Annotated in this window: 20 protein-coding genes, 5 pseudogenes and 1 other annotated feature; of the genes and pseudogenes, 18 read left to right on the top strand and 7 right to left on the bottom strand. The window is 69.5% G+C overall.

Annotated elements, in window-relative coordinates; translation table 11 throughout:
- Positions 1 to 224: 224 nt before the first annotated feature.
- A pseudogene (locus VQ02_RS01295) lies at positions 225 to 485 on the bottom strand (transposase); the annotation flags it as partial.
- Positions 486 to 525: 40 nt separating this feature from the next.
- Positions 526 to 1754 (bottom strand): IS3 family transposase gene (locus VQ02_RS01290; protein ID WP_157080440.1). Its coding sequence is split into 2 segments (ribosomal slippage): positions 526 to 1466 and positions 1466 to 1754, totalling 1230 coding nucleotides; the frame shifts between segments, so codons are not numbered across the junction.
- Positions 1357 to 1473: a sequence feature (AL1L pseudoknot), on the bottom strand. It overlaps the preceding gene by 117 nt.
- 198 nt (positions 1755 to 1952) lie before the next feature.
- Between VQ02_RS01290 and VQ02_RS01280 the strand changes: the two genes are divergently transcribed.
- Complete coding sequence (locus VQ02_RS01280) at positions 1953 to 2888, top strand: IS110 family RNA-guided transposase (protein WP_048442344.1); 936 nt, start codon at positions 1953 to 1955, stop codon at positions 2886 to 2888.
- A 30-nt stretch (positions 2889 to 2918) separates the two neighbouring features.
- Here the strand turns inward: VQ02_RS01280 and VQ02_RS01275 are convergent.
- Positions 2919 to 3430: pseudogene (locus VQ02_RS01275) on the bottom strand (IS5 family transposase); the annotation flags it as partial.
- 315 nt (positions 3431 to 3745) lie between these two features.
- The gene (locus tag VQ02_RS01270) at positions 3746 to 5167 is read right to left on the bottom strand and encodes an IS1182 family transposase (protein WP_048442342.1); all 1422 of its coding nucleotides are present in this window, start codon (positions 5165 to 5167) and stop codon (positions 3746 to 3748) included.
- 79 nt (positions 5168 to 5246) lie between these two features.
- Here VQ02_RS01270 and VQ02_RS01265 point away from each other — a divergent pair, with 79 nt between their 5' ends.
- From VQ02_RS01265 to VQ02_RS01255, 3 genes are all read left to right on the top strand, one after another.
- Entirely contained in the window at positions 5247 to 5522 is a 276-nt protein-coding gene (locus VQ02_RS01265) for a metal/formaldehyde-sensitive transcriptional repressor (RefSeq protein WP_048442341.1), read from the top strand.
- Between the two features lie 11 nt (positions 5523 to 5533).
- Entirely contained in the window at positions 5534 to 6469 is a 936-nt protein-coding gene (gene dmeF, locus VQ02_RS01260) for a CDF family Co(II)/Ni(II) efflux transporter DmeF (RefSeq protein WP_048442340.1), read from the top strand.
- A gap of 192 nt (positions 6470 to 6661) precedes the next feature.
- The gene (locus tag VQ02_RS01255; RefSeq protein WP_048442339.1) at positions 6662 to 7108 is read left to right on the top strand and encodes a hypothetical protein; all 447 of its coding nucleotides are present in this window, start codon (positions 6662 to 6664) and stop codon (positions 7106 to 7108) included.
- A 165-nt stretch (positions 7109 to 7273) separates the two neighbouring features.
- Here the strand turns inward: VQ02_RS01255 and VQ02_RS01250 are convergent, their stop codons facing one another.
- Positions 7274 to 7708 (bottom strand): Ros/MucR family transcriptional regulator, encoded by a 435-nt coding sequence (locus tag VQ02_RS01250; RefSeq protein ID WP_048442338.1) that lies wholly within the window; start codon positions 7706 to 7708, stop codon positions 7274 to 7276.
- A gap of 605 nt (positions 7709 to 8313) precedes the next feature.
- Here VQ02_RS01250 and VQ02_RS34530 point away from each other — a divergent pair.
- A complete protein-coding gene (locus tag VQ02_RS34530; protein ID WP_245239584.1) occupies positions 8314 to 9099 on the top strand; it encodes a copper resistance protein B in 786 nt (261 codons plus the stop codon).
- 100 nt (positions 9100 to 9199) lie between these two features.
- Positions 9200 to 9853 (top strand): AAA family ATPase, encoded by a 654-nt coding sequence (locus tag VQ02_RS01240; protein WP_083468972.1) that lies wholly within the window; start codon positions 9200 to 9202, stop codon positions 9851 to 9853.
- Here VQ02_RS01240 and arsH read toward each other — a convergent pair.
- The gene (gene arsH, locus VQ02_RS01235; RefSeq protein ID WP_048442336.1) at positions 9813 to 10559 is read right to left on the bottom strand and encodes an arsenical resistance protein ArsH; all 747 of its coding nucleotides are present in this window, start codon (positions 10557 to 10559) and stop codon (positions 9813 to 9815) included. The two genes, VQ02_RS01240 and arsH, sit on opposite strands and share 41 nt — an antisense overlap.
- Positions 10560 to 10609: 50 nt before the next feature.
- On the opposite strand from arsH, the gene VQ02_RS01230 reads away from it, so the two are divergent.
- The 10 genes and pseudogenes from VQ02_RS01230 (at position 10610) to VQ02_RS01190 (ending at position 16244) form a co-directional block, all read left to right on the top strand.
- Positions 10610 to 10969, top strand: a complete 360-nt coding sequence (locus VQ02_RS01230) for an ArsR/SmtB family transcription factor (RefSeq protein ID WP_048442335.1) — start codon at positions 10610 to 10612, stop codon at positions 10967 to 10969.
- A complete protein-coding gene (locus VQ02_RS01225) occupies positions 10962 to 11489 on the top strand; it encodes an arsenate reductase ArsC (protein ID WP_048442334.1) in 528 nt (175 codons plus the stop codon). Before VQ02_RS01230 ends, VQ02_RS01225 begins: the two co-directional genes overlap by 8 nt.
- Entirely contained in the window at positions 11489 to 11914 is a 426-nt protein-coding gene (arsC, locus tag VQ02_RS01220) for an arsenate reductase (glutaredoxin) (RefSeq protein ID WP_048442333.1), read from the top strand. The genes VQ02_RS01225 and arsC overlap by 1 nt, the downstream gene beginning before the upstream one ends.
- Before the next feature lie 6 nt (positions 11915 to 11920).
- On the top strand, positions 11921 to 12988 hold the full coding sequence (gene arsB / locus VQ02_RS01215) for an ACR3 family arsenite efflux transporter (protein ID WP_048442332.1): 1068 nt from the start codon (positions 11921 to 11923) through the stop codon (positions 12986 to 12988).
- Complete coding sequence (locus tag VQ02_RS01210; protein WP_048442331.1) at positions 12978 to 14180, top strand: MFS transporter; 1203 nt, start codon at positions 12978 to 12980, stop codon at positions 14178 to 14180. The genes arsB and VQ02_RS01210 overlap by 11 nt, the downstream gene beginning before the upstream one ends.
- A gap of 82 nt (positions 14181 to 14262) precedes the next feature.
- Positions 14263 to 14484, top strand: a complete 222-nt coding sequence (locus VQ02_RS36615; protein ID WP_048442330.1) for a hypothetical protein — start codon at positions 14263 to 14265, stop codon at positions 14482 to 14484.
- Positions 14485 to 14619: 135 nt separating this feature from the next.
- A pseudogene (locus VQ02_RS01200) lies at positions 14620 to 15048 on the top strand (hypothetical protein).
- Between the two features lie 61 nt (positions 15049 to 15109).
- Positions 15110 to 15301: pseudogene (locus VQ02_RS35245) on the top strand (FixH family protein); the annotation flags it as partial.
- Positions 15302 to 15303: 2 nt separating this feature from the next.
- Positions 15304 to 15771: pseudogene (locus VQ02_RS01195) on the top strand (efflux RND transporter permease subunit); the annotation flags it as partial.
- Positions 15768 to 16244: a DUF411 domain-containing protein gene (locus tag VQ02_RS01190; protein ID WP_048442328.1), complete on the top strand. Its 477-nt coding sequence runs from the start codon at positions 15768 to 15770 to the stop codon at positions 16242 to 16244. The pseudogene VQ02_RS01195 and the gene VQ02_RS01190, both read left to right, overlap by 4 nt.
- Before the next feature lie 316 nt (positions 16245 to 16560).
- On the opposite strand, the gene VQ02_RS01185 is transcribed toward VQ02_RS01190, so the two are convergent.
- Entirely contained in the window at positions 16561 to 16962 is a 402-nt protein-coding gene (locus VQ02_RS01185) for a MerR family transcriptional regulator (RefSeq protein ID WP_048442327.1), read from the bottom strand.
- 100 nt (positions 16963 to 17062) lie between these two features.
- Between VQ02_RS01185 and VQ02_RS01180 the strand changes: the two genes are divergently transcribed.
- Both VQ02_RS01180 and lspA read left to right on the top strand, forming a co-directional pair.
- Positions 17063 to 19258 carry a heavy metal translocating P-type ATPase gene (locus VQ02_RS01180; protein ID WP_048442326.1) on the top strand — a complete coding sequence of 732 codons (2196 nt, stop codon included), beginning with the start codon at positions 17063 to 17065 and terminating at the stop codon, positions 19256 to 19258.
- Positions 19258 to 19767 carry a signal peptidase II gene (gene lspA, locus VQ02_RS01175; RefSeq protein WP_048442325.1) on the top strand — a complete coding sequence of 170 codons (510 nt, stop codon included), beginning with the start codon at positions 19258 to 19260 and terminating at the stop codon, positions 19765 to 19767. Before VQ02_RS01180 ends, lspA begins: the two co-directional genes overlap by 1 nt.
- Positions 19768 to 19774: the final 7 nt, after the last annotated feature.

Here is a 19774-nt window from a genome sequence, read left to right as displayed (position 1 = left end):
CTCGCGGATCACGCCCGGGACACGGCGCGTATTCTCCCCTTGGAGCGTGGACGGCCGAGGCGGACATACTGACACGTGCCGGGATGTCCGCGTCCGTTGGGGACCGCGGCGGCGTGGCGCGCCGTCCCGACCTTTCGCGAGGGCAGCCCGACGAGCACGACGTGCGTGATCGCGAGGACAACGAGCAGGGCCGCCGTGGCGTCTGTCCCGGCCTTTACGGCCTGTTATGGCTTGAGCCAGTCGAGCGCGGCGGCCAGGCAGAGGACACCGGCGAAGCTGGTGGCGGTCTTCTCGTATCGCGTGGCAACAGCACGCCACTGCTTCAATCGTGCCCAGAGGCGCTCGACCCGGTTGCGGTTGGTGTCGATCCACTCTGGACAGGCGACGGGCGCCTCATGCCGCTGCGGCGGGATCGCAGGCCGGGCGCCCATGCCCCAGATGTGCTCACGGAAGCGATGGCTGGTGTAGCCCCGGTCGCCCACCACCTGAACCGCCCCGGGTTTCCCGGAGGCTGTTTGGTTTGGGTCAGGCGGCCAGGGCCGGCTCCTGCACGCGCGCATAGTAGCGCGCCTCGGCCTCGGCGGGAGGCATATGGCCGATCGGTTCGAGCAGCCGGCGCGTGTTGAACCAATCGACCCATTCGAGGGTGGCGAACTCCACCGCCTCGACGCTGCGCCAGGGACCGCGTCGATGAATGACCTCGGTCTTGAACAGACCGATCACCGTCTCGGCGAGGGCATTATCGTAGCTATCGCCGATGCTGCCGACCGAGGGCTCGATGCCCGCCTGCCTCAGGCGTTCAGTGTAGCGAATGCTCACGTATTGCGATCCCCTGTCTGAATGACACACGAGCCCACTGCCCGCGAAGGGCCGGCGCTGATGAAGGGCCTGCTCCAGGGCATCGAGCACGAGGTCGGCCCGGGCCGAGCGCGACACGCGCCAGCCCACGATCCGGCGGGCGAAGACGTCGATCACGAAGGCCGCGTAGACGAAGCCGCCCCAGGTCGCCACGTAGGTAAAATCCGCGACCCACAGCCTGTTCGGGCACTCGGCCTTGAACTGCCGGTTGACCTGGTCGAGGGGGCAGGAGGCGGCTGGGTTGGGAACGGTGGTGCGGACCCTGTGTCCGCGGACAACGCCGTGCAGGCCCATCGCCCGCATCAGCCGCGCCACCGTGCAGCGCGCTACCGTGATCCCCTCGCGCGCGAGCTGCCGCCAGACCTTACGCACGCCGTAGACGCCGAAGTTGGCCGCGTGCACGCGCCGGATCTCGGCCACCAGCGCCGCGTCCCGCCGGGCTCGGGCCGGCAGCCTTGCAGGATCGGCCCGCCGAGCGACATGGGCGTGGTACGTCGACGGGGCGATCGGCAGCAGCCTGCAGATCGGCTCGACCCCGTAGAGCGCACGATGATCGTCGATGAAGGCGATCATGACCGGAACCGGCGGTCGAGCTCCGCCTGGGCAAAATACGCCGATGCCTTGCGCAGGATCTCGTTGGCCTGCCGCAGTTCCCGGTTCTCCCGCTCCAGCGCCTTGATCCGCTCGCGCTCGTCCGTGGTCGCCCCCGGCCGCACGCCCTGATCACGTTCGGACTGGCGCACCCAGTTCCTCAGGGTCTCGCCCGAGCAACCGATCTTGGCGGCGATCGAGCGGATCGCCGCCCACTGCGAGCCGTGCTCGCCCTGATGCTCCCGGACCATCCGGACCGCCCGCTCGCGGACCTCAGGGGAGAAGGGTGGGGTGTGCTTCGTCATGGCTCCATCCTCTCAAGAGTTGGAGCCTCCTGTCTGTCGCGATTGACCTACGCTGCGCTCGCGGACGGCATCCCGCGAGCCTCCCGGGCGCCAGAGCCCAGTTCCCGGATTGGGAGCCGTTCGCGTCATCGATCATCAGCCTGAACAGTTGATTGGGACGGCCCCGTCCGATCCCGAAGGACAGGAGTAGGGATCGTGATGAAAGAACTCTTCATCGGTGTCGATGTCGCCAAGGATTGGCTCGATGTTCATCACCCGCTTCGCGGGGCACGTCGGATCGGCAACACACTGACTACAGCTCGAGAGTTCGCTGCATCGTGCGCGAAACAAGGAGCCTGGATCATCTTCGAGGCCAGTGGTGGCTACGATCGGGTGCTGCGCGAGGCGCTCGAAGCGTGTGGGGTGCGCTTCAGCCGCGTGAACCCGCGGCAGGCGCGCGACTTCGCCCGTGCCATGGGGGTGATCGGCAAGACCGACCGGGTCGACGCACGTATGCTGGCCGAACTCGGCGCACGTCTGCGGCCCGCCCCCACGCAGCCCGTGGCGGCGGCGCGTCGCGCCCTCCAGGCCCAGGCGACGCGCCGCCGCCAACTCGTCGAGATGCGCAAGCAGGAAGCTACGCGGCTCCATCAAACCGCTGATCGACACGCTCGTGCCGATATCACAAGCCTGATTGCCGTTCTCGACCGCCGCATCGCGAAGGTCGAGGCACAGATGGCCGCGCTGGTCCAAGCTGATCCCGAAGCGCGAGCCATTGCCCGACGTCTGCAGACTGCACCGGGCGTCGGCCCGATCGTCGCCGCGACCTTGCTTGCCGAAATGCCTGAGCTCGGGCAGCTCGATCGGCGTCGCATCGCAGCCTTGGCCGGACTGGCACCGATCGCGCGCGAGAGCGGAAAGCGAATCGGCCCGCGTAGCGTCAGCGGTGGTCGGCCGATCGTACGAACGGTCCTCTACCTCGCAGCCCTCCAGGCGTCACGCCGCTGCACAGTCTTCCGCGACTTCCGCGAGCGCCTGCAGCGCGCTGGAAAGCCGACAAAGGCCGCGCTAACTGCCACCGCCCGCAAGCTCCTCGTCACACTCAACGCCATGCTGGCCACCGGCACAGACTACACCGTAGCAGCTGTCGACTGATTACAGTTGCCGGGAAACCCGGGGCGGTTCAACCCACCTCGGCACGCCCGGCAGTTGATCGAGCAGCGGGATGGCCTGGGGCAGCTCATGCGCTTGACCGGGCGCGATCGGGAAGGCGATGGCGCGCCCCGCCCCGTCAGCGATCACCCAAGCCTTGGTCCCAGATCCGCCACGAGAGCGGCCAAGCGCCTCACGATGATCTCGCTCAGCTTGAGATCCCCCCTTCGCGCAGCCCCGGCCGCCTTCTGGTGAGCGCGCACGCTGGTGCCATCGAGAAACACCATGCCGAGCTGCACGCCGCGCTCCTGAACAAGGCTGAGGAGCCGCTCCCAGACGCCGGCCCGCGCCCACCGGATGAAGATCTGGGCGGCACGCCACCAGGGTCCGAGTTCGGCTGGCACGGCGCGCCACTTGGCTCCGTTCTGATGGCGCCAGAGAATGGCCGAGACGGTGCGGCGCAGATCCTGAGGCGGCGTCTTGCCCTTCGGCCGGCGGGCTTCGACCAGCGGCTCCAACTCGGCCCATTGCGCGTCCGACAGCATCGCTCCTCCTCGCTCAAGAGAGGCGAAACGCCCACCGCATCAGGTGGTTCAAGCGATCACAGGCCGTAGGCGAGAACAGGCAAGGGCCGCTGCCGGCGGCAGGAACGCCTGCGGGATGGCTTCCACGGCCTCGTCCCGAACCACTTCCCAGGAACGGGTACGAAACCTGTCCCGCCGCCGGCGCGGGCAGCAGGCGACGCCGTCCGGCATCGTGCGCTGAAGATGGGGCGCCACAGAGCAGGCTGTGCTAAAACTCGCAGCGCAGGGGCTCAGCGCGCAGCGCGGGCGCGCTGCCGGGAGCGGCGCGGCCGCCCGTCAGCCCGCTCGCCTGAGCTTCTCCGCTCCGAAGGCGTTCACGGCGTGGATGAGATTGAAGGCCAGGGCCGATAGCGCCGCTTCCGCCTTCACTCTCCTGAACCCTCGAGCGAGAAACCTGCCTCCAGCCGACATTCGTTCGATCGTTCCGAACGGATGCTCGACAGTGCAGCGTCTGGTGCGCATGAGACTCGGATCGGCGTAGATGCGCGCCTCCATGCGATCGAGCGCACCTTGATCCCAAAGACGGTGGATGGTCCGCTGAGCGCCAGGCGTGCAGCGAGGCTTCAACACGCAGTCCTTGCAAGCAGATGTGCGGCAGCGGATCGCGCGATTGCGCGTGTGCTTGCCGGATGGGCGCATCGTCTGCCCGCCGGGCCAGCGGATCGTGTCGCTCGCCTCGTCGTACACGAACTTCGTCGGCCGGAAATGCTCGCTGTTCATCGCCCCGCGCTTGATGGGAGCGGAGACCGTGATCGCCTCACCTTCGCAGCGGGCGACCTCTTCGGCGTTCGAGTAGCCGCCGTCTGTCAGAACATGGAGTTCCTCGGCTTCGAGGACGTGCTTCGCAGCCACGGAAATGGGGTGCAGTAGGTGGCTGTCGTTCGCGTCGTTGAACACGTCCTGGTGGATGATGAGCCCGCCTCTTACATCGACGACGCTCTGGAGATTGTAGGACGGTAGCTTCGGCGCATGGGCGTAGCCCATCGGCTTGGCTTCCGTCTCGCCGAACACAAGCACCTTCTCGTCACGACCGGCGAGCTCCTGCTGCCGTCGCGCGAGGCGGTCTTTGCGTCGCTCCAAGGAGGCGATCGCGCCGGTGAACGCCTCGCGGTGCAGGGGCTGATCATCGAAGCCTTGCGCCACTTGCTCATCGATGGCGTCGAGCCGGTCGAGATAGTATTTGATCTCGCGCTCGGTCTGGGCGTGGTCGCGCGCGAGCCGCTCGGCGCCGGCGATGTTCTTCGGGCTTGCGACCGCTCGCATCTTGGTACCGTCGAGCGCGACCGTCTTCCCGCCGATCAAGCCCTGCTCGCGGCAGAACTGCACGAAGGCGGCGCTCGCCCCAACGATCGCTTCGGGGTTGTCGTGCCGGAAGGCGGCTATGGTGCGGTAGCCGGGCGTGAGGCGGCGCATGAGCCAGAGCGCTTCAAGATCGCGGCGGCACGCGCGCTCGAGATGGCGAGATGAGCGGACCTGATTAAGGTAGCCCCAAATATAGAGTCGCAGCATATCCCCGGGATGATAACCGGGCCGACCAGTCGCGGCCGCAACGGCACGCTCGAAGCCGAGCTCGCGAAGGTCGAGCATGTCTACGAAGGCGTCGACGATCCTGACCAGCGCGTCGGGTGACACGTAATCGTCGATGCAAGGCGGTAGCAGGCTCGGCTGTCCTGGCTCAATCCCGGCCACGAAGCTCATAGCTACCTCCCAGGCCGCGGCACCGCGTCGCCCCAAACCGGCTTCCACTCGCGTGTGATATGGAATAGGGGAGTACCCTATGGCGCATGTGAAGTCCAACAAAGATCAACTCCTCGCGCGTGTACGCCGCATCGCCGGCCAGATCGCCGCCATTGAAAAGGCGATCGAGGGCGAAGCCGGCTGCTCGGCGGTTCTGCACCAGGTCGCGGGCGTTCGCGGCGCGGTGAACGGGCTCATGGACGAGCTGATCGAAGATCACGTCCGGGAGCACGTTGCCCGGCCCGACCTGACCGACGAGGCGCGTTCCGCAGGAGCCGAGGAGCTGATCGCGGCAGTGCGACGCTACGCAAAGTAAGGATTGGTCTTTTGAGCACCATTTCCGAGATCGAGGCCTTAGGCCACGACCACGTCTTCCTGGGCGACAGGCACGATGAGAATGCTCGCCGCACCCTCTGGGTCGTTGCGCTCACCGCAGTCATGATGGTCGGCGAGATCATTGCCGGCAGCATCTTCAACTCGATGGCTCTGCTCGCAGACGGCTTCCACATGGCGACGCACGCCGGTGCACTGGCGGTCGCGGCGGCCGCCTACGCGTTCGCGCGCCGCCACGCGCACAATCGCCGCTTCAGCTTCGGCACCGGCAAGGTCGGGGATCTGGCCGGCTTCGCTTCGGCGCTTGTGCTGGCGCTCATCGCGCTCGGCATCGGCGTAGAGTCGGTCGGACGCTTGTTCGATCCACGCCCTGTCGCTTTTGGAGAGGCGACGCTCGTTGCGGTGATCGGGCTTGCCGTGAACATCGCCAGCGCTTTCTTGCTGTCGGGTGGGCACGATCACCACCGGGGCCATCATCACCAACAAGATGATCACGGTCATGACCACGAGCACCATGCCCGCCACGACGACAACAACCTGCGCTCCGCCTTCGTCCACGTGCTGGCGGACGCGCTGACCTCGGTGCTGGCGATCGCCGCACTTCTTGCCGGCCGCCATTTGGGATGGGTCTGGCTCGACCCCGTGATGGGGATCGTCGGCGCGATCGTGATCGCGGTTTGGTCGTGGAACTTGCTCCGCGACGCCGCGGCTGTGCTTCTCGACACCGCGGACCCGCACCTCGAGGCCGAGGTTCGCGAGGAGGTCGAGCGCGAGGGCGACGCCTGGATCACCGACCTACACATCTGGCGGATCGGCCCTGGCGCTCATGCGGCGATCGTCAGCATTACGGGGAGCGTTGACGGAGAAACGGTCCGTCGCCGGCTTCGCCCGGTCCACGTGCTCGCTCACGTGACGGTCGAGACGCGCTGAGGCCTGTCCAAGCCGTGAACCATCGTGCATCCCTCGACACGATCCTAAGCCTGGCAAACGAGGGGACAGCGACGGAGGGGCTTCGGCCCCGACGCGCCGCCGCTGGCCCGAACCGTGCGGGCGAGTCGGAGGTTGCCGCCTCGTGCCAAGCCGCCGAGGCTACGCCACGCCCGATGAACCGAGGGCGCGTGGTTGGACGACAATGGGCTCGCATGGGCGGTCGCGCTGGGCAAGCCTCAGGGCCCCGCCGTCTCTTGGGCCATCTACGAGGAACTCTCGGCTTGGCTCGGTATCGACCCGGCCGGACGCAATGCGGGTGAGGCGCTCCGCCGCCCGTTCGAGGTCACCGAGCCTGGGGCCTGGCCGGCTGCGCTGGCAGTCGTGCGGGTGGAAGGGATCACCCGTGCCCTCGTCGGGGAAGCCACCGCTTGGCGCGTCGACGCGGTATCCGCGCTGGGCGAGAGGATCACGAGCGCCTGGAACGGCGAGTTGCCGGGGCTCGTCGCGCACTTCTCGCTGGGGACCGGGCCGGTGCTCGTCCTGGCGGAGCGCGCCGGTGTCGACCTGCTCCTGGGCGCGGTGAAGGAAGCGGTCAGAGACTTCCAGGCGCTCACCCCGACCTCGCGTTCGCCAGGCTGAAGGCAGGTCCTCCCGAGGCCGGGCACGCTCCGAGCCCCTGGGCGGCGGGCCTGGAGAACCGGGTCGGAGGCACGCTGCTCCCTCACGCCTGGGCGCGCCTAGGCCGTCGGGACCGGCGCGCCCAGGGCGGGCTCCGCGTAAAGGCCGTCCGTGCGACGGATGCGCTCAAGCCTTCGCGACCGCCTCTTGGCCAGCGCGGCCGAGTCCGGTGCGCAGGGCGATCTCGGCGCGCCGCGCGGAGTAACTTGGCGCCACCATCGGATAATCTGGCGGGAGGCCCCACTTTCGACGGTACTGCTCAGGCGTCAGCCCGCGCGTGCCCAGATGCCGCCTGAGTGATTTGTAGGGCCTGCCGTCCTCCAAGCTGACGATGTATTCGGGCGTCACCGTCTTCTTGATCGCGACGGGCGGCGTCAGCGCCGTCGCGGACGCCGCCGGCTGGTTGGCCGCCGGGCCGGCCACGATGGCCTGAAAGGTTCCTTCCACGAGTTTGATCAGGTCGGCGACGTCCGCCGCGCGTATGGCGTTGCCCCGCACGTAGGCGGAGACGACCTCCGCCGTCAGTGTCAGGACACGGTCGTTCGAACGTTCGGTTGCCATGATGGAATCTTCCTATGTCGAAGCTGCGCCGCAGGCGTGCGTGGCCCGGGGCGAGCGAGTGGATGAGGTTCCGTCGCCCCGAAGCCAGCGTTGGCGGAGCCAGGACGACATCCATGATTGCTATGCCTATGGGCGAGGGGCCGCCGAATTGGATGCATGGCGGCATCGGCGCGGCGGATGCCGCAGCGACATTGTGAATGCGCTTGGAAATATTTCCCCTCGCAGGTCTACACTCCACGCCCTCGTCGACACGAAGCCGCTTCAAGCGCGCAAGCGCGTGCTACGCGAAGGATTTCGGAGGTTTCCGCAACGCTTCGAGGAATGCGTCTGGGTGGCCGTCGTCCGCTGACCAAGCGACCGGCCGCGAGTAGCGCCAGGACTGGGAGACCGGCTCGGTCTCGGGTACCAACAGGGGCGCGTGACAGAGGCAGCCCGTGCAGCAGCCAGTGCGGTGGGCGGCGTCCGATGCTCGCTTGCCCGCGCAGTGGGGGACCCGCGCCACGGCGCCGCGAGTGACTGTGCTAGCGAGCCGCTCCCAAGTCGTCTGCCTGGCGCCGTGTGCATGCCCGCGTTGGACATGTGCCGCAGCAGGCAACGCCAGGGCTGTGACCATAAAGGCCGCAACCACGAGCCTGCAGATATGCCGAGCAAACCACTTCACGAACCCAAGCTACCACATCTCGACTGGCCGTACACGGGTCACGCTAGGGCTTCGGGTGGCGGACACGCGGTTTGCCGGCCTCTCGGCGGGAGGCATCCGCCAGCGGCGTTGCGAGTCGAAGCGTGCGGGCAGGCGCAGGAGGCGTTCATCTCAAGAGCTTCGACTCGAGTCCGAGGGGGAAGGCGTCTTAAGCGAGAGCCCTGAGCCGGCCGAGCTGCAGGCGCTCCATAGCCGGGCGATCGATCCGTGGCTCGACGTCCATGCCGGAGTCCGCCACGACTTCCGGCCCGATCCCGAGCGCACGCACCTCGTCGTCGGCGTCCAGGGGCTCGCGCGATACTGGTTCGAGGTCGACGGCGCGCTGTTCCTGTCGGACAAGGGCGTCGTAACGGCGAGGCAGGAAGCCGAATGCGATCGGCGCATCACCAACCAGCTGATCCTCCAGCCGGCGGTCGGGTTCAACCTCGCCGTCCGGAACATGCCCGAGCTCGGGATCGGCTCGGGCCTCTCGACGCTCCGGGCGGGATTGCGCCTGCGCTACCAGATCGTGCCCGAGTTCGCGCCCTGTCTCGGCGTCGAATATGAGGCTATCCGGATCGTGGCGTGGAATTGCGTGTCAGCTCCACGCCCCGCACCGGACTGCTCGCCTCGTTCCGGGCTCCGAGATCGGCCGGGCGACGAGCCCCGGCCGACGACGCAGACCCAGACGATCCACCGCGTACCCTGCTGAACGCGCGGCCTGCAGAGGACCGTGACCCGGAGCAAGCTCCGAATGCGGGCGGCGGACGCCAAGGCCTGTTTCCGCCGCGCGCCGGATCGAAGCCGGCAGCATGGGTGGCATGTCCGGCGTCCGCCGGCGCGCTGTCAGGATGACGGAGGCGACCGGCCGGAAGGCCTCCACGATCGCGGCCTTCCTGAAGGCAGCCGAGGCCAGACACATCGTCATCGGGCCCGAAGCGCTGGTCGTCGTCGACGAGAGCTCGATGCTCGACCTGCCGACCTTCTACCGGATCCTGCGGGCGATGCCGGAGAGCGGACGACTCCTGCTCGTGGGCGACGCGGCGCAGCTGCCGCCGATCGGGTTCGGCCTCACCCTGCACGCTCCCGTCGAGGTCTCCGCCGTTCCGAAGGACGCGCTGAAGACGATCAGGCGGCAGACGGAGGCGTCCGGCATTCCCGTCGTCGCGCAGGCCATCCGCGCCGGCCGCTGCCCGGACCTCCCGAGGTTCGACCCGTCGGCCGGCGGCGTCTCGCTGGTCGAATGCAGCCAGAAGGTGACGGCTGCACGCGTCATCGACGTCGTGGCCGAACGCGGCGGCGTCCGGTGCACCAGGATCCTCTCGCCACTGAAGGGCGGCCCGAGCGGCACCGTGGCCATGAACGCGCACTTCCATCGGATGGTGCTGTCGGGCCGACCGCCGTGGGAGCGGGCGATGCGGTCAGTCAGCGTTTCACGAAGCCCACATCCGCTGCGACTGCCCTGAGCCGCTCAGGCTCAAGCTCCTTGCGCTCGGAGTAGCGGTCGACGAGGTAGTCCGCTCTCCCGCGGGTCAGCTGGGTGAACTTCATCAGCTCCTCGCACACATCCACCACACGGTCGTAGAGCAGTCCCGGCTTCATGCGGCCAGCGTCGTCGAATTCCTTGTAGGCCATCGGCACCGAGGACTGGTTCGGGATGGTGATCATCCGCATCCAGCGGCCGAGCACGCGCAGGCTGTTCACGGCGTTGAAGCTCTGCGAGCCGCCCGAGACCTGCATCACCGCGAGCGTCCGCCCCTGCGTCGGCCGCACGGATCCCTCGCTCAGGGGCAGCCAGTCGATCTGGCTCTTCATCACGCCCGTCAGGTTGCCGTGCCGCTCCGGCGAGACCCATACCTGGCCCTCGGACCAAAGCGAGAGCTGGCGGAGCTCCTGCACCTTCGGATGGTCGGCGGTCGCGTCGTCGGGCAGCGGCAGGCCGTGCGCGTGGTAGAGGCGCACCTCCCCGCCCATCGCCTCGAGGAGCCGCGCCGCCTCGTAGGCGAGGAATCGGCTGAACGATCGCTCACGCAGCGAGCCGTAGAGGATGAGAAAGCGGGGCGCATGGTCGAGCGGCGTCGACGCCTGCACCCGCTCCGCCTTCGGCACCTCGAAGTGCGCCTCGCTCAGGTTCGGCATCCCGTCCAAGAACGGCTGCTGGGGCTTGTCCAAGGCGCTTCATTCCTCTACATTTCAACAGTAGTTGATATGTAGGCCATTGGATGGACGAACGACAAGCCCTCGCCGCCTTCGCGGCCCTCGGTCAGGAGCATCGCCTCCGGGTCGTGCGCGCCCTGGTCACCGCCGGGCCGGACGGCCTCGCCGCGGGCGTGCTCGCCGAAACAGTCGGCGTGGCTGGCAACAACCTGTCCTTCCACCTGAAGGAGCTCTCCCATGCCGGGCTGATCACCTCCCGGCGCGAGGGCAAGTCGGTCATCTACAACGCCGCCTACGCCGGCCTGTCCGACCTCGTCCAGTTCCTCATGCGCGACTGCTGCCAGGGCCACCCCGAGGTGTGCAATCCGGCCGCCGCTGCGCTCGCCGCTTGCGATTGCACCACCGTGGACGCCCTCCATGCCTGATCCCGCCTACAACGTCCTGTTCCTCTGCACCGGCAACTCGGCCCGCTCAATCTTGGCCGAGGCAATGCTCGACAAGGAGGGCGGCGGTCGCTTCCGCGCCTTCTCGGCCGGCAGCCAGCCGAAGGGCGAGCCGCACCCGCTGGCGCTGCAGGTCCTGCGCGAGAGCGACTACCCGACCGAGGGCCTGCGCTCGAAGTCCTGGGACGAGTTCGCCGGGGCCGACGCGCCGGTGATGGATTTCGTCTTCACCGTCTGTGACAACGCCGCCGGCGAGGCCTGCCCGTACTGGCCCGGCCAGCCGGTGACCGCCCACTGGGGCATCGAGGACCCCGCCGCGGCGGAGGGCTCCGAGATGGAGCGCAAGCGCGCCTTCGTCACCGCCCAGCGCTACCTCAAGAACCGCATCGCGGCCTTCGTCGCCCTGCCGCTCGGCAGCCTCGACCAGGTCGCCCTCTCGTCCAAGGTCCGCGAAATCGGCCAGTTGGCCGGCGCGACCTCGGCCCGCCCGGAGGTCGCGTGATGGACGTCGTCATCTACCACAACCCGGCCTGCGGCACGTCCCGGAACACGCTCGCGATGATCCGCAACGCCGGCGTCGAGCCCCACGTGGTCGAGTACCTGAAGACGCCGCCGAGCCGAACTCTCATCCGGCAGATCCTGGCCCGCGCCGGCCTCTCGGTCCGTGACGCCCTGCGCGAGAAGGGCACGCCCTACGCCGAACTTGGGCTCGGCGACCCGGCGCTTACCGAGGAGCAGCTCCTCGACGCCGTCGAGGCGCACCCGATCCTGCTGAACCGGCCGTTCGTGGTCAGCCCGAAGGGCGTGCGCCTGTGCCGCCCATCCGAGGTGGTGCTCGACGTCCTGCCCGAGCAGCAGGGTGAGTTCGTGAAGGAGGACGGCGAGCGCGTCGTCGACGAGAGCGGCCGCCGCGTCGCCACCGCTTGAGGCACCATGAGCACCTTCGAACGCTACCTGACCCTCTGGGTGGCCCTCTGCATCGTGGCCGGCATCGCGCTCGGCCACGTCATGCCGGGCTTCTTCCACGCCGTGGGCGAGGCCGAGGTCGCCAAGGTGAACCTGCCGGTCGCGGCCCTGATCTGGCTCATGGTCATTCCCATGCTGCTCAAGATCGATTTCGCCTCGCTGCGCCATGTGGGCCGGCACTGGCGCGGCATCGGCGTGACGCTGTTCATCAACTGGGCCGTCAAGCCGTTCTCGATGGCGCTGCTGGGCTGGCTGTTCATCGGCTACCTGTTCCGGCCCTACCTGCCGGCCGACCAGATCGACAGCTACATCGCCGGGCTCATCATCCTGGCGGCGGCCCCTTGCACCGCGATGGTGTTCGTGTGGTCGAACCTGACGCGGGGCGAGCCGCACTTCACGCTGAGCCAGGTGGCGCTCAACGACGCGATCATGGTGGTGGCCTTCGCACCCATCGTCGGCCTGCTGCTCGGGCTCTCGGCCATCACCGTGCCCTGGGGCACGCTGGTCCTCTCCGTCGTTCTCTACATCGTCATACCGGTCTTGATCGCGCAGGTGGTCCGCCGCAGCCTGCTGGCATCTGGCGGCCAAGCCGCCCTCGACCGCCTGCTCTCCAGACTGGGTCCGGCGTCGCTCTTCGCCCTGCTTGCCACGCTGGTGCTGCTGTTCGGCTTCCAGGGCGAGCAGATCCTGGCGCAGCCCGCGGTCATCGGGCTGCTGGCGGTGCCCATCCTCATCCAGGTCTACTTCAACTCGGGGCTGGCCTACCTCCTGAACCGCATGACCGGCGAGCAGCACTGCGTCGCCGGTCCCTCGGCGCTGATCGGCGCCTCGAACTTCTTCGAGCTCGCGGTGGCGGCGGCCATCAGCCTGTTCGGCTTCGACTCGGGCGCGGCGCTCGCCACCGTCGTCGGCGTGCTGATCGAAGTACCGGTCATGCTCTCGGTCGTATGGATCGTGAACCGCAGCCAAGGCTGGTACGAGCGCGGGGCGGCAGGCAAGGGAGCGGCCCTGAAGCCCGCTTCCCGTGAGGTCTGAGGCGCGCGGCCGCCTCGTCGTCGTCTCCGCCCTGGGCGTGGTGGAGATCCTCGCCTGGGGCTCGTCGTTCTACCTGCCGGCGGTGCTTGCCGGCCCCATCGCGGCGGACACGGGCTGGTCGCTGACCTGGGTGGTCGGAGGCCTCTCCATCGGCCTCCTGGTGGCAGCCTTCGCCTCGCCGCGCGTGGGACTTGCAATCCACCGGCACGGAGGCCGACCGGTGCTGGCCCTGGCGGCCCTGCTGCTGGCGGCGGGTCACGTCGTGCTGGGGTTGGCGCCGAGCCTGCCGGCCTTCCTCGCCGGCTGGCTCCTGCTCGGGCTCGGGATGGGCTGCGGGCTCTACGACCCGGCCTTCGCCACCCTCGGCCGGCTCTACGGTGCCGAGGCGCGCCCGGCCATCGCCACCCTGACGCTGTGGGGCGGGTTCGCCAGCACCGTCTGCTGGCCGCTCTCGGCCTTCCTCGTCGAGCAGGTCGGCTGGCGGTCGGCTTGCTTCGCCTACGCCGGGTTGCATGTGCTGGTCACGCTGCCGCTCGTGCTCGGTCTGATCCCGAGAGCACCCAGCGTCGAGATCGCCGGGGGCGAGGCGCACCATGCGGACGGGACGCTGACGCTCCGCGAGCGCCGTGCCTTCCTGCTGATGGCCGGTGTCCTGGTGCTGGGCGGAACCGTCATGACGCTGGTCTCGGTGCACCTGATCGCGTTGCTGCAGGCCCGTGGCGTCGCGCTCGCCGCGGCCGTGTCCTACGGCGCCTTGATCGGCCCCGCCCAGGTCGGGGCCCGTGTCGTCGAGATGGCGAACAAGGGCAGGCATCACCCGCTCTGGACCCTGACCGCGGCCATGGCGCTGGTGGCCCTGGGGCTAGCCATCCTGGCCGCGGGCGTGCCGGCGGTCGGCCTCGCCCTGGTGCTCTACGGGGCGGGCAACGGCATCTACTCCATCGCCCGGGGCACGGTGCCGCTCGCCCTGTTCGGGCCGGAGCGATACCCGGTGCTCGTGGGACGCTTGGCGCGGCCGGGTCTCGCCGCCCAGGCGGTGGCACCCTCGCTCGGAGCCCTGGCCCTCACCTATGGCGGCGCCGACGCGGCGTACGGCCTCCTGGTGGCGCTCGCCCTGGCGAACCTCGGCCTGGCATGCGCTTTGTGGGGCACGCGACAGGACGGTGCCGGCGGGACCGGCGCCGTCGGCTGAACGGAGGCTGCGCGCCGGCTTCAGAACCGGTTCAACGCGGCCCGCGCAGTCTGGGGACGTCTCGAACGAGGAGGGTCCTCCCATGAAGCTTCCGATCGCAGGTCTGATGGCCGTCGCCCTCGTGCTGCTCCCCGGCGCGGCCTCCGCGCAGTGGTACGAGCACGGCCCGCGCCATCGCCACCACCATCACTGGGACCATCGTCATCATGGCTACGGCCACCGCCACGGCTACGAGCGGCACCACCGCCACGCCTACGACCGCCCAGTCCACTTCGACCGGGGCCACCACCATCACGGCTACTGACGGCCGCGGCGGACCGTTCGAGGCCGTCCAACCCGATCTCGGCGGTCGTGTGCCCATGACCTTCCCGCGGTGGGAAAGTGCACCCTTGCATCCATCGACCTTCCGCACGACCCGGAAAACTGGCATCCTCGCTTCGTGACGTTCTGGCTCGCCCTCCGGCGGTTGCTCCGCTCCTGGCGGTTCTCAGCCTCGCCGTTACGCCGGCGACCGCTGCCGCCGCCGCGGGCATGCACGCCTCCATGACGGCGCAGGCACACGGCTCGCAGGATTCGATGCACGCCATGGACCACGCCGGCATGGACATGGCCGGGATGGACATGGAAGACATGCCCTGCTGCCCGCCCGAGAAGGCGGCGAAGCCGGACTGCGCCAAGGCGGGCTGCCCCTTGATGGTGCTTTGCCTCGCCAGCATCGCCTCCCTGCTTCCGGCTGCGGTATCCGTTCCAGCGCCGACAGCCATGCGCGCCACCCCGGCCTGGGCCCTCTGCGGCGTCCTTCGCCAGCGTGCACGGGCCCCCGCTGCCTGAGCCTTCCCCGAGCCTGAAACCGATGCCGCCGGCGTGAGCGCCGGCTCGATGCTGCGCGCCCGCGCGTGGCCAACCATCGTGTTCAGGAGACAACACCCGTGAGCAAGAACTCTTTCGCGCGCGCCGTGTCGGCCGCGCTGCTCGGCGCCGTCCTGTCGGCATCGGCGTTCGCCGTCCCCGCCCTGGCGGACATCAAAGACTACCAGTTCCAGCTCGTGCAGCAGGAGGCGAAGGTCGGTGAGGCCATCGTCGCCGTGCGCCTCGTCGGCAAACGCACCGGCAGGCCGGTGGGTGGATGGGCTTCAACATGTCGGTCGCGGTGGCGGTCGGGTTCATCGCGCTCGCCGGCGTCGCCGCGGAGACCGGCGTGACCATGCTGGTCTACCTGGACCACGTTCTCGACGAGGTCCGGGCCGGGTGCGCCCGTGCAGGCCGACCGCTCGCGCGCGAGGACCTGCGGCGGGCCATCATGGTCGGCGCGGTGGAGCGGGTGCGCCCCAAGATCATGACCGTGACGGCCATCATGGCCGGGCTCGTCCCGATCCTCTGGAGCACGGGTGCCGGTTCCGAGGTCATGCAGCGGATCGCGGTGCCCATGATCGGCGGGATGGTCTCCTCGGCGGTGCTGACTCTGGTCGTGATCCCGGCAGTCTACGCCCTGGTGAAGGGCCGCGGGCTGCCGCCCACGACCGCGGTGGCCGAGGGGACCACGAGGACGCCTCTGGCCGCCGAATGGGAAACCGACAGGAGCGAACGATGAAGGCTGACAGGATGCCATCGCGCCGGACCATGCTCGCGGGGCTGGCGGCCGGGCTGGCCATGGGGCGACAGGCGTTCGCCGCCGGCCTGCCGGAAGTGGCCGTGACCAAGGACCCGAGCTGCGGCTGCTGCCAGAGGTGGGGCGACCATCTGCGCGAGGCCGGCTTCACCGTGACCGTCACCGAGGCGCCCGTGAACCCGCTCAAGGCACGCCTCGGGGTGCCGCGGGAGCTCGCCTCCTGCCACACGGCCCAGGTTGGGGGCTACGTCGTCGAAGGGCACGTGCCGGCCGGGGCGATCAAGCGCCTGCTCGCGGAGAAGCCCAAGGGCGCCGGGCTGGCGGTCCCCGGCATGCCGGGCGAGCCGACCGGCATGGAGGTCGAGGGCATGGAGCCCGACACCTACGACGTCGTCCTCTTCGGGCCGGAAACCAGAAGCGTCTTCGCCCGGTACCGCGGTGCTGAGTTGGCCTGAGACCTGAGCGCGGCTCAGGCCGTGCCACGGCGGCTCCAACCTCGACCGCGACTTCCGGTAGCCTCGATGCGATCTCGCAGGCGCAAGGAGCGAGAGGGACCGGATGGCGCGGTCGGAACACCATTCCTGGGGCCAGAGGTTCGCCGGGCGGTGACGGCGGGTCAAGCCTGCCGTCCGGGCTGCAGCGCGTCGCGCCTTCGTCATGGCCACGGCCGCCATCCACGCCGTGGCGTGCTGCGGGTTCGTGGCCAATGGGCAGTCGAGAGCCGCGTGCTGATGGCCCCGTACGTCGCACACCGAAGCGGCGGCATGTCCCCTACGCTGGCCCGCCCAAAGGGGAGAGGGACTCGATGATGCGGCAATCGGCGACCGACCCGCAGCCGCACTGCCCGATGACCTCGCGCAGTTCCGAGGCGAGCCTGGTCAGGTCGGCCAGCTTGCGCTCCACGTCGGCGAGATGAGCGCGGGCGATGGTGTCGACCTCGGCGCAGGAGCGCTCCCGGTCGTCGGCCAATGCGAGGAGATCCCGGATCTGCTCCACCGTGAATCCGAGGGCGCGGCTCCGCCGGACGAAGCTCAGCCGGCGCAGGTGCTCGGGACCGTAGAGCCGGTAGTTCCCGCTCGACCGTGCCGGCGAAGGAAGAAGCCCGATCTTCTCGTACCATCGCACCGTCTCGACGCGCGTCCCCGTCGCCTCCGCGAGGCTGCCGATGGTCATGGAAGAGATACGTGCCATGGCCTTGACCCTATAGTGACTACAGGGTGCATGTAGGTGGCCTTCCCAGTTTGGACCAGGAGCCGGGCGGACGGAGCGCAGCATGAACCTAGCCGCCCCCACGGACGCGCCATCTTCTCCCACGAGCGGTGCCCAGGTCCTTCGCTACAAGGTCAAGGGCATGGACTGCCCGACCTGCGCCGGGAAGATCGAGACCGCCGTCTCGCGGCTGCCGGGCGTCGCGGACGTGCGCGTGAACTACGGCAGCCAAGTCCTCGACCTGGCGCTCGACGAGGCCGCGACCCCGAGGGCGGAGTTGGAGGGCCGCATCGAGCGCCTCGGATACGGCGTCGCGCCGCTGCCCACGGCCGCGGACCTGGCCAAGGCGCAGGCCGAGGGTGCCGCCCTGGCGACCGAGACCGTGGAGGATGCCGAGCCGCCGCTCTGGCGGAGCCGCAAGGCGCTGCTGGGCATCCTCATCGGCGTCCTGTTCGTCGCCGGCTTCCTCGTCGAGCGCGTCGCGCCGGGCATGGCGGGCGAGTACGCCTACTGGCCGGGCGCCCTCGTGGGGCTCGCGTACTACGGCCGCCGCGCGGTCTCGGCGGCGCTCTCCGGCACGCCCTTCTCCATTGAGATGCTGATGTCGGTGGCGACCGCGGGGGCGCTCGCCATCCACGCGGCCGAGGAGGCCGCCATCGTCGTGCTGCTCTTCACGGTCGGCGAGATGCTGGAGGTCGTGGCGGCGGGGCGGGCACGCGCGGGCATCAAGGCGCTCGCGGCCCTGGTGCCGAAGACCGCCCGCCTCGTCGAAGCCGACGGCAGCATCCGGGAGGTGCCCGCGGCGTCGCTCGCGGTCGGGCAGGTCGTCGTGGTGAGGCCGGGCGACCGCGTGCCCGCCGACGGGGTGATCACGGATGGCTCGTCGAGCCTCGACGAGTCCCCCATCACCGGCGAGTCGGTCCCGAAGCCCAAGAAGGTCGATGACACGGTCTACGCGGGCAGCGTCAACACCGACGGCGCGCTGCAGGTCCGCGTCACCAGGACGGCGGCGGACAACATGGTCGCCCGCATCCTGCACCTGGTCGAGGAGGCGCAGGCATCGAAGTCGCCCACGGCGCGCTTCATCGACCGGTTCAGCGCGGTCTATACGCCGATCGCCTTCGCGTTCTCGGCCGCGGTCGCGGTCCTGCCGCCACTCCTGCTCGGTGCCGACTGGGGCACCTGGATCTACCGGGGGCTCGCGCTCCTCCTCATCGCCTGCCCCTGCGCCCTCGTGCTCTCGACGCCGGCCGCGATCGCATCGGGACTGGCCGCCGGAGCCCGGTGCGGGCTACTCGTGAAGGGCGGCGCGGCGCTTGAGATCATCGGGCGGGTGCGCACGGTGGCGTTCGACAAGACGGGGACCCTGACGGCCGGACGGCCGCGGGTCACCGACATCCTGGCCCTGGCGCCGGACGCGTCCGAACGGTCGGTCCTTGGGTTGGCCGCCGCGGTCGAGAACGGGTCCAGCCACCCGATCGCCCGCGCCATCCTGGACCGGGCGAACGAGGACGGGGTGCCGCTGCGGCCGACGCGCGACGCCCGCGCCATCCCCGGCAAGGCGGTGCAGGCCACTGTCATGGGCCAGACGGTGCTCGTCGCCTCGCCGCGGCACGCGGCGGAGAGCGTCCGGCTCGGCCCGCAGGCGGACCGCGCGGTCGCGGACTTGGAGGCCGGCGGCAAGACGGTGGTCATCGTCGTCCGCGGCGCCGAGGCGCTGGGCGCCATCGCGGTCCGGGACGAACCCCGCGCCGACGCGGCGGCCGGCATCGCGGCCCTGCGGAAGCTGGGCGTGCGCAGCGTGATGCTGACCGGCGACAATCGCCGCACGGGCGAGGCGGTCGCGTCCGAACTCGGCCTCGACGTGAAGGCCGAGCTCCTGCCGCAAGACAAGCTCGCCGAGATCGCGGCCCTGAAGGAGATGGGTCCGGTCGCCATGGTCGGGGACGGCATCAACGACGCGCCTGCCCTGGCCTCCGCCAGCGTCGGCATCGCGATGGGCGGCGGCACGGACGCGGCCCTGGAGACGGCGGACGCCGCGGTGCTGAACGACCGCGTGGGAGACGTGGCCGCCCTCGTCGCCCTGTCCCGGGCGACGTTGGGGAACATCCGCCAGAACGTCGCCATCGCGCTCGGCCTCAAGGCGGTGTTCCTGGTGACGACCATCGCCGGCATCACCGGCCTGTGGCCCGCCATCCTGGCCGACACCGGCGCGACCGTCCTGGTGACGGCCAACGCGCTCCGTCTCCTGAGGGCCTGATGATCTCCCGGTCAGGGTGGGCCCGGGTCGGGACCGTGGCCGGGGTGGCGGGGGCCGCCGCGGCCATCGACCTCGGCGCGAAGGCGGTGGCCGAGGCGTGGCTGGTCGAGGGTGCCGTCCGGGGCCGGGTGCCCTTCGTCGACCTGAGCCTGTCGTTCAACCACGGCATCAGCTTCAGCCTGTTCCCGGCGCACGATCCCTCTTCCCTCGCGGTTCTCCTCGGCATCCAAGGCACGCTCACCTGCCTTGTCGTCGGTTGGGCCTTGGCCGCGAAAGGCGGGCTCGAACGACTCGGCCTCGCCGCCCTAGCGGGCGGGGCCGCGGGCAATTTCCTCGACCGGCTCATGGACGGGGCGGTCACCGACTACCTCGACCTGCACACGGGCGGCATCCGCTGGTTCACCTTCAACCTGGCGGACGTCTGGATTTCCGCGGGCGTCGTCCTGCTGCTCCTCGAAGGACTTCCGCTGCGGCGGAGCCACCCCGGTGCCGGGGAGCCGGTCCCATGAGAGTCCA

The organism is Methylobacterium variabile, assembly GCF_001043975.1.
Classification (GTDB): domain Bacteria; phylum Pseudomonadota; class Alphaproteobacteria; order Rhizobiales; family Beijerinckiaceae; genus Methylobacterium; species Methylobacterium variabile.
Note: the sequence above shows the minus strand (reverse complement) of the source record. Positions and strands in the feature narration are given on the sequence as shown.